This is a genomic window from Sphingopyxis sp., assembly GCF_050725655.1.
Classification (GTDB): Bacteria; Pseudomonadota; Alphaproteobacteria; order Sphingomonadales; family Sphingomonadaceae; genus Sphingopyxis.
On record NZ_JBOHHT010000002.1, the window covers coordinates 26,758 to 35,314 of the forward strand.

The window sequence follows — 8,557 nt, forward strand, 5'->3', positions numbered from 1 at the left end:
GCAAAAGCTCGCCGCCCGGACCCGGACCCGGTGTGCGTCATGCCCGGCTTGCTCGAACGCTCAACCACCGATCGCCGGGCCTGCCGATGCACTTTCGCACCTCGTTAACGACCCAGCCGGCGTCGGTGAGGACCGAGCGCAACGCGGGCTCGCGCCAATAGGTCTCGGCGTAGCGCCGGGGCTCTGCCGCGCCACCCTCCAAGGTCACATCCTCGCCATCGCCGTCCCGGACCGATGCATGCAGCCGACCCCCGGTCCGGGTCGCGGCGGCAAGCCGTCCCAATACCGTGCCCAAGTCCGCGCGCGCGACGTGGATCAGGCAGGCACAGGCCCAGACCCCGTCGTACGGCGTGCCGGGACGCTGCGGGTCGGACAGGTCGTCGGTGAGCGGGTCCAACAGCGCGGCGTCGAAACCGCTCGCGCGAAGCAGATCGACGAAACCGTTCGAAATGTCGGTGCGCCGGACGCTGACCCCCCGCTGTTCGAGCGCAACGGCATCGCGCCCGCCCCCGCTTCCGATCTCCAGCACCCGGCCCGAGCCGCCCAGCCCGGCCACGAACGCGTCGATCTCCGTCGCGACCCATTCGGGCGTCGCGGCCGCTTCGGCGGCATAGTCCGCCGCGACGCGATCATAGGACCGCACGGTGTCCCAGTCGGTGCTCATCCCTTGCTCCTCCCTGCCCGTCATAGCGAAACCATGTTGGAGCATGCCACCCGCTGAACGATCGGATGTCGTCGCCAGCGAATCGACGCGAATCATCTGCAACGCACGGCACAATGAGGCGCGATGCGCCCCTTGTCAGGATTGCGAACCAGTCGCATCTTTCCTGTTGCGAATCCGTCGCACTAGCCCTACATCACTCTTGTTGAGAAGGATTCGCACATGGTCGTCTGTGTCTGCAACGCAATAAGAGAAAGCCAGCTGCGCGATGTCGCGCGGGATGGCCAATTGCGGTGCGCGAAGGCGGCTTATGCGCAATTGGGTCGCAAACCCAAGTGCGGACAATGCCTGCCTTTCGCTCGCAATATCATCAGCGACGTCGCCGCGACCGCCTGATTTTTCTTGGTTTTCCGCCATTTTTGACCTTGGCCTGATGGGGCCGGGGCGCCTATAATGCGCCCATCCCATTCCCAAGACAAAATGACAGGACTGACACCATGAAGGGCGACGAAAAGGTCATCGATTTTCTGAACGAGGCGCTCAAGAACGAGCTGACCGCGATCAACCAGTACTGGCTGCACTATCGCATGCTCGACAATTGGGGCGTCGCGCGCCTCGCCAAGTTCGAGCGCGAAGAGTCGATCGACGAGATGAAGCACGCCGACCAGCTCGCCGACCGCATCCTCTTCCTTGGCGGCCTCCCCAATTTCCAGATGCTCGGCCGGCTGCGCGTGGGTGAGACGGTCGAGGAAATCCTCAAGGCCGACCTCGCGCTGGAAGAAGAGGCGATCCCGCAGCTCAAGGATGCGATCGCCCATTCGGAAAGCGTGCGCGACTATGTCAGCCGCGACCTGTTCGCCGACATCCTCGAAAGCGAGGAGCATCATGTCGACGAACTGGAAAAGCAGTTCGAGATGATCGAGCGCATGGGCATCGAAAATTATATCCAGCTCCAGTCGCAGCCCGCGGGCGACGACTGACGGTGATTCGGCGGCCTCCGGGCAACGTCAACACCCTAAGTAGTTGATAAGAGGGGCGCTTTCGAGCGCCTCTTTTTTCACTTGTATTTGCGAATAATTCTCAATAGCAAGGTGAGGCAGTCCCCTCCTGCCGGCCGCTGCAACTTAAAGCTGCGCTTTAAAGCGGCCGGCATCTTTTTCGAAAAGCGGAACGGACGGACTGCATGGGCCGGGAGAAACGAACCTCATGCAAAGCAGCGAGCTGATCCGCCAATTATCCGAGCAGCCGCTGGTGCGCGATTTGTCGGTCGAAGCGGCGCAGGCGGTCCTTGCGCTGAGATACTGCATTCTTTGCCGCCGCAGCGAGCGCGACCCGATGCCCGAACTCGAACGGCGCTGGGGCAATATTCTCGCCGCACGGCGCTATCGGCTGGTCGTCGAGGCGATCGGCCATGTGTGGCCCGAACCCTTCGCCGTCGCCCCGCCCTGCTGTCCGCGCGTCAGTTTCGACGAGGCGCTGCTCGCCGCGATCGTCGGCGCCGCCTCGCGCGGGGACCGCGTCCACTTCGACTGGCTGACCGCCGAGATGCTCGGCGGCGATGCCCGCGAGATGCTGTTCGTCGCGCTCGAGAATTTCATCCGCGCCCGCGCGCCGGGACGGGTCTAGCGGCCGTTTTGGGGTGGGAAGCGGACGTAAGAGTGGGTGCGCGGGTATCCCCTCCCGCAAGCGGGAGGGGCAGCGAGGCTTGCCAGCTTGCTGGCTAGCCGCAGCGGGGTGGGCCATAGCAACGTCGCTGCCCACCCCCGACCCTTCCCGCCTGCGGGAGGGGAGAAGAACGGCCACTACCGGTCGGAACCCGCCCTTCCCCCACGCGCCGCGCAATGCCGATCTCCCTGATCAACCCGCGCCTGCTCTTCGTAGAACAAGTGTTGACATCGCCCCCACCCCTGCAAAATTGCGCGCATGACGGCCGGGTTTCCGGCCAGTTTCAAAGGGGCATCTTTGTGAAAACATTTCCTTTTCTTGGCGCTGCCATGCTCGCGCTGGCCACCGCGACGACCGCGACCGCCCACAGCGCGGCAGAGCCTGTCGGCGCGCCCACGCAGGTGCCGCCGATCGCCTATAAGGAACGCATCCTGAAGAACGGCCTGCGCATACTCTCGCTGCAGGACAATTCGACCCCCAATGTCATGGTGTCGGTCTGGTACGATGTCGGGTCGAAGCACGACCCCGAAAAGCGCTCGGGCTTCGCGCACCTCTTCGAACATATCCTCAGCCGCAAGACGGTGAATATGCCGTATAATATGATCAACCGTCTGACCGAAGATGTCGGCGGCGTCCGCAACGCGTCGACCAGCTTCGACCGGACCAACTATTATGAAACCGTCCCCGCGCAATATCTCGAAACGATGCTGTGGACCCACGCCGAACGCATGGCGCGCCCCGTCGTCGACAAAGAGGTGTTCGAGACCGAGCGCAACGTCGTGAAGGAAGAACTGCGCCTGCGCGTGCTCGCGCCGCCCTATGGCCGCCTGTTCTTCTTTGCCCTCAGCGAAAACACCTTCGACGTCCTGCCGCACCGCCGCCCGGTGATCGGCACGATCGCCGACCTCGACGCCGCGACGCTCGACGACGCGCGCGCCTTCCACGAAGCCTTCTATGGCCCCGACACCGCGACCTTGATCGTCGCGGGCAATTTCGACGAGGCGCGGCTGCAGTCGCTCGTCGACAATTATTTCGGCGCGATCCCCAAGCGCGCGAAGGCGATCCCGCTCGCGATCAAGGGCACCGAACCGCCGATGGCGCCGCGCCGCGTCGATGCGACCGGCCCCAACGTCCCGCTCCCCGCGGTCGGCGCGATCTACAAGCTGCCCGGCGCCGGCCATGCCGACACCGCCGCGCTCGAAGTGATGAACGCGATCCTGTCGAGCGGCGAGAATTCGCGGCTGCACAAGGCGCTGATCCGCACCGGCCTTGCGAGCGAGATCGACGCGAGCGTCGACTTCACCGAGGAAGCCGGCGGCATCACCCCCTTCGCGATCCTCAGCGATGGGCAGGATCCCGAGAAAGTCGCCGCCGCGCTCGACGCGGTGCTCGCCAATATCGCGTCGGCCGAAGTCACCGACGCCGAACTCACCGAGGCGAAGACCGAGCTGCTCGCCTCGACGCTCGCCGAGCGCGAGACCTTCTCGGGCCGCGCCTTCGAACTGGGCGAGGCGCTCGTCCTCACCGGCGACCCCGCCGCCGCGAACAAGCGCCTTGATGCGATCGCGCGAGTCACCAAGGCCGACGTCGCGCGCGTCGCGAAAACCTATCTCGATCCCAAGGCGCGCGTCGAACTGCGCTATACCGCCGGCGACGGTGACCCCAAAAGCTGGGCGAACCCCAGGCCGATGCCCGTCTTCCCGAGCGTTCCCGCCGCGACCGGCACCCCCAACGAACTCGCCGCCGAAGCCGCGCGGCAGGCGCCCCCTGCGCCGACCGCCGCGCCCGCGATAACCGCGCCGAAGATCGCCGAAAGCCGCCTCGCCAACGGCATCCGCGTCGTCGCGGTCAAGACCGGCACCGTCCCGCTTGCCACATTGAACGTCGTGATCGGCGGCGGCGCATCGACCGATCCCAAGCGCCGCGCGGGCGTCGCGACGATGGCCGCCGACCTCGCCGCCAAGGGCACCGCGACACGCTCGGCCGAGGACATCGCCGCCGCGCTCGAAAGCCTCGGCGCGACGATCAACGCGGGCGCCAGCCCCGACGGCAGCATCTTCTCGGTCACTGCGCCCGCCGCGAACCTCGACGCGGTCGGCACGATCCTTGCCGACGTGATCCGGAACGCCAGCTATCCGCAGGCCGAGTTCGAACTCGAACGCAAACGCATGACCGATGGCCTCCGTATCGCGCTGAACAACCCCGGCGCGATCGCCGCGATGGTCGCGCAGCCCCTGCTCTATGGCGCCGCGCCCTATGGCGGGCAGAGCGGCGGCACGATGCAGAGCCTCGCCGCGATCACCCGCGACGACCTTGTCGCCTATCGCCGCGCCTGGTGGCACCCCGCGAACATTTCGGTCGTCGTCACCGGCGGGATCGATCCTGCCGCGGGCAGCGCGCTTGCCAAGCGCCTGTTCGACGACTGGAAAGCCGAAGGCCCCGCCCCCGTCGTCCCAAAATCGCGCGCCGGTGCGGCGCTGCCGCCGCGCACGATCGTCGTCGACCTGCCCGGCGCGGGGCAGGCCGCGGTGCTCGCCGCGGTGCGCGGGGTCGGCCGGTCGAGCGCCAATTATCCCTCGCTCCTCCTTGCCAATTCGGTGCTCGGCGTCGGCTCGAACGGCCGCCTCTTCACCGAGGTGCGCAGCAAGCGCGCGCTGAGCTATGGCGCGTACAGTTCGATGCCCGCGCGCGCCGACACCGCGCTATTGAGCGCCAGCGCGCAGACGAAGAACGAGAGCGCGACCGAGGTTGCCGAAATCTTCCTGAACGAGTTCAAGCGCCTCGGCGCCGAACCGATCACCCCCGACGCGCTCGCCAAGCGCCGCGCTTTCCTCGAGGGCGCCTACGGCCGCCAGCTCGAGACCGGCGGCGGCTATGGTGCGATCGTCGCGGGCCTGATCCTTCAGGGCCTCCAGCCCGCCGACGCGCTCGATTATGCCGCGCGCCTCGGCGCGGTGACCCCCGAAGCGGCGAACGCGATCGCGACGAAAAACGTCACCCCCGAAAACGCCTCGCTGATCGTCGTCGGCGACTCTGCCAAATTCATCGACAAGCTCCGCACCCTCCGCCCCGACCTCGTCGTCATCCCGGCGAGCAAGCTCGATCTGGAGTCGCCCACCTTAGGCGCCGAGGCGCGGTAACCCGTCCATGATCGCGGTGAGCGCGAGAGCATTCTCGCGCTCCATCGCGCTATGCCCGGCGTTCGTCACCACATAGGTCGCGGGCGCGCTCCCCGCGTCGCGCAGCGCCGCGACCAGCCGCGACGCCTGCGTCAGCGGGCACACCTCGTCGAAGCGCCCATGCACAATATGCACCGGGATGCGCGCGAGTGTGGCAATGTTGTCGAAGAAATGCCCCGCCGGGATGAACAGCTCGTTCGCAAAATAATGCGCCTCGATCTGCGCAAAACACAGCGCGAAATCGGCCTCGCCGAACTTGCCCGTGTCCGCCGTCTCCGGGATCATGTTCGAAATAACCCCCTCCCAAAGCGACCATGTCAGCGCGGCCTTCAGCTGCCGCGCCTTCTCGGCCTCGGTCGCAGGCACCATGTCGAAAATCGCCTTGTACGACTTCATCACATCATTGCGCTCCGCCGGTGTCAGCACCGACAGCAGGTCCGCCCACTCCGCGGGATATTTCATATAGGCGCCGGGTTCGGTCAGCCCATAGGGATCGACCTCCCACGTCGCCGCATTGCCCTGATACAGATAGAGCAGATCTTCCGACGAACCGAGGAAGATGCCGCGCAGGATCAGGCTCGCGCAATGCGCCGGATGCGCAATCGCATAGGCCATCGCGAGCGTGCTCCCCCAACTCCCCCCGAACACATGCATCGGCCCGCTGATCTCCAGCTTCTCGCGCAATTTCTCGATGTCGCCGATCAGGTCGGCGGTGGTGTTCTTCGCCAAAGCCACCGCCGGCCCCGCCGACGCCACATTGGGCTCGCTCTTCCCGCACCCGCGCTGGTCGAACAGGATGACGTGGTAGCGCCTGGGATCGAAGAAGCGCGCCATCGCCGGTGCACACGCACCGCCCGGCCCGCCGTGGAGGAACATTACGGCCTCGCCCGCCGGGTTGCCATATTCCTCCCAGTAAATGCGGTGCGCTGGATCGCGATCGACCTCGAGCCAGCCGAAGTTGAGCAAGGGGGGCTGCGGATAGACCCAGTTGTCGCCGATCTTGCTCGTCGCCTGAAGCCGGGAAAAATCCATGATCGTGCCTTTCTTCGTTATCCCGCGCCGCCGGGCGCGATGCCGACTTAGCTTCCCGCGCGGCCATGTCCACCGCCTCCGCGCGGACCCCGGGAACCTATTGGTCAGGCCATCGTTCAAAAATCACCCCTGATCGCGGGATGGATGACGCGTCCTCACTCGGCGGCATGTCTGAAAGTTCGGGGTTGGGCACTCGCGCCCGGAGCGATCCGGGCACAGGAAAAAGGAGTGGTCTAATGCGTTTCCAACCCATCATGCTCGGCGCCGTCGCGGCGCTTGCCCTCGGCGCCTGCTCACAACAGCAAGAAGTCGCCGCCGCGCCGCCGCCCCCGCCGCCGGGTGCGGTTCCGGGTAGCGTCGCCGCCGATCGCGACGGCGACGGCATCATCGACGGCTATTATACGTCGGACGGCATTTACCATCCGAACTATGCGCCGCCCCCGCCTCCGCCGCCGCCCGCTCCGACGCGGCTGGGAGAACGCGGCTGAACACGCATCTTCGGGGAGCGCGGCATCGCTGCGCTCCCCTTTTCCTCTCGCTACTGGCGCTCGGCACCACCCTCGCGCCGCCCGCACTCGCGACACCTGCCGCGCAGGGGGCAACGTCGGCGCTCGCCGCCGCGATCCGCGAAGAAGCCGGCGGCGACGTCAAACGCTTCTACGCCGCGCGCGGCTATAAGCCGCTCTGGGTCCGCGCGGGCAAGATCGGGCCCGAGGCCGCGACCCTGCTCGGCTATTTGTCGACCGCCTCGCGCGATGACCTCAAATCCTCCTCCTACGATCTCGAAAAGCTCGAAGCGCTGATCGCCCAGGCCCGCAGCGGCGATCCGCAAGCGCTCGCGCGCGCCGATGTCGCGCTCTCGACATCCTTCGCGCGCTACGTCCGCGACATGCGCAGCCCCGGCAAGGCAAAGATGGACTATGCCGACAAGTCGCTTCGCCCGAAAAAGGCGGACGCCGACGCGGTCCTTCGCGCCGCCGCCTTCCCCAAGGATTTCGGCGCCTATATGAAAAATATGAGCTGGATGAGCGAACATTATGGCCGCCTCCGCGCGCTCATGGGCCGCGCGCTGGCACAGGGCGCATCGAAGGACGCGATGGCGCGCCTCCGCCTCAACCTCGACCGCACGCGCATCCTGCCCGGCCCCTATGTCTATCACATCGTCGTCGACGCCTCGTCGGGGCAGCTCTGGTATTATGGCGGCGGCAAGCGCGCGGGCACGATGAAGGTCGTCGTCGGCGCGCCCGAAACGCAGACGCCGATGCTCGCGGGCAAGCTGCAATGGGCGATCCTCAACCCCTATTGGAACGTCCCAGACTATCTCGCACAGAAAAGCATCGCGCCCAAGGTGCTGGCAGGTCGCAGCCTCGCCTCGCTGCGCATGGAGGCGCTCTCCGACTGGGGCCCCAACCCGCGCAAGCTCGACGCGTCCGAAATCGACTGGCCCGCGGTTGCCGCCGGCGATCAGCCGCTGCGCCTCCGCGAACTTCCCGGCGGCGCCAATTCGATGGGCCGCGTCAAATTCCTCTTCCCCAACGACGAGGGCATCTACCTCCACGACACCCCCGAACGCGCGCTGCTCGGCAAACCCGACCGCCATTTTTCGAACGGCTGCATCCGTCTCGAAAATGCCGGCGCGCTTGGGCTATGGCTGCTCCACCGCTCGATCAACACCAAGTCGAAAACCCCCGAACAGGCGGTCGCGCTGCCGGTCGAAGTGCCCGTCTACCTCACCTACATCACCGCCGTCGCCACCGACCGCGGCATCGCCTTCCGCGACGACGTCTACGGGCGTGACGGGTAAAGACCTTCGGTCATCCCGCATTTCATCATCGCTCGCCCGTTTCGTCACCCCGGACTGGATCCGGGGTCCAGACGACGGATCCGCTATAAATGCCGGATCAAGTCCGGCATGACGATGATGGGGTGTAGGCTTTGGGGTGGTGAGCGGACGTTTCTTGTTCGTCATCCCGGGCTTGACCCGGGACCCGCCTTTTTCTTCAAGACAGGCAGGCCCCGG

Annotated in this window: 8 protein-coding genes; 6 read left to right on the forward strand and 2 right to left on the reverse strand. The window is 66.2% G+C overall.

Annotated features, from left to right (window positions below; genetic code table 11):
- Positions 1–37: 37 nt before the first annotated feature.
- Positions 38–664: a class I SAM-dependent methyltransferase gene (locus tag ACREBX_RS00230; RefSeq protein WP_431559746.1), complete on the reverse strand. Its 627-nt coding sequence runs from the start codon at positions 662–664 to the stop codon at positions 38–40.
- Between the two features lie 219 nt (positions 665–883).
- On the opposite strand from ACREBX_RS00230, the gene ACREBX_RS00235 reads away from it, so the two are divergent.
- From ACREBX_RS00235 to ACREBX_RS00250, 4 genes are all read left to right on the forward strand, one after another.
- Complete coding sequence (locus ACREBX_RS00235) at positions 884–1,057, forward strand: (2Fe-2S)-binding protein (RefSeq protein WP_037513974.1); 174 nt, start codon at positions 884–886, stop codon at positions 1,055–1,057.
- Positions 1,058–1,158: 101 nt separating this feature from the next.
- Entirely contained in the window at positions 1,159–1,641 is a 483-nt protein-coding gene (bfr, locus tag ACREBX_RS00240; RefSeq protein ID WP_431559747.1) for a bacterioferritin, read from the forward strand.
- Between the two features lie 226 nt (positions 1,642–1,867).
- Positions 1,868–2,287, forward strand: coding sequence for an addiction module antidote protein (locus ACREBX_RS00245; RefSeq protein WP_431559748.1), 420 nt, complete (start codon positions 1,868–1,870; stop codon positions 2,285–2,287).
- A 338-nt stretch (positions 2,288–2,625) separates the two neighbouring features.
- Positions 2,626–5,466 carry a M16 family metallopeptidase gene (locus ACREBX_RS00250; protein WP_431559749.1) on the forward strand — a complete coding sequence of 947 codons (2,841 nt, stop codon included), beginning with the start codon at positions 2,626–2,628 and terminating at the stop codon, positions 5,464–5,466.
- On the opposite strand, the gene pip is transcribed toward ACREBX_RS00250, so the two are convergent.
- Complete coding sequence (gene pip, locus ACREBX_RS00255) at positions 5,446–6,537, reverse strand: prolyl aminopeptidase (protein ID WP_431559750.1); 1,092 nt, start codon at positions 6,535–6,537, stop codon at positions 5,446–5,448. The two genes, ACREBX_RS00250 and pip, sit on opposite strands and share 21 nt — an antisense overlap.
- Before the next feature lie 236 nt (positions 6,538–6,773).
- Between pip and ACREBX_RS00260 the strand changes: the two genes are divergently transcribed.
- Both ACREBX_RS00260 and ACREBX_RS00265 read left to right on the forward strand, forming a co-directional pair.
- Entirely contained in the window at positions 6,774–7,025 is a 252-nt protein-coding gene (locus ACREBX_RS00260; RefSeq protein ID WP_431559751.1) for a hypothetical protein, read from the forward strand.
- 53 nt (positions 7,026–7,078) lie between these two features.
- Positions 7,079–8,341 (forward strand): L,D-transpeptidase family protein, encoded by a 1,263-nt coding sequence (locus ACREBX_RS00265; protein ID WP_431559752.1) that lies wholly within the window; start codon positions 7,079–7,081, stop codon positions 8,339–8,341.
- The last annotated feature ends 216 nt before the right edge of the window (positions 8,342–8,557 follow it).

What these genes read in the sequence shown, in the direction of transcription:
- ACREBX_RS00230 (WP_431559746.1), bottom strand. Translation starts at nt 664, where the DNA reads ATGAGCACCGACTGGGACACCGTGCGGTCCTATGATCGCGTCGCGGCG.
- ACREBX_RS00235 (WP_037513974.1), top strand. Translation starts at nt 884, where the DNA reads ATGGTCGTCTGTGTCTGCAACGCAATAAGAGAAAGCCAGCTGCGCGAT.
- bfr (WP_431559747.1), top strand. Translation starts at nt 1,159, where the DNA reads ATGAAGGGCGACGAAAAGGTCATCGATTTTCTGAACGAGGCGCTCAAG.
- ACREBX_RS00245 (WP_431559748.1), top strand. Translation starts at nt 1,868, where the DNA reads ATGCAAAGCAGCGAGCTGATCCGCCAATTATCCGAGCAGCCGCTGGTG.
- pip (WP_431559750.1), bottom strand. Translation starts at nt 6,537, where the DNA reads ATGGATTTTTCCCGGCTTCAGGCGACGAGCAAGATCGGCGACAACTGG.
- ACREBX_RS00260 (WP_431559751.1), top strand. Translation starts at nt 6,774, where the DNA reads ATGCGTTTCCAACCCATCATGCTCGGCGCCGTCGCGGCGCTTGCCCTC.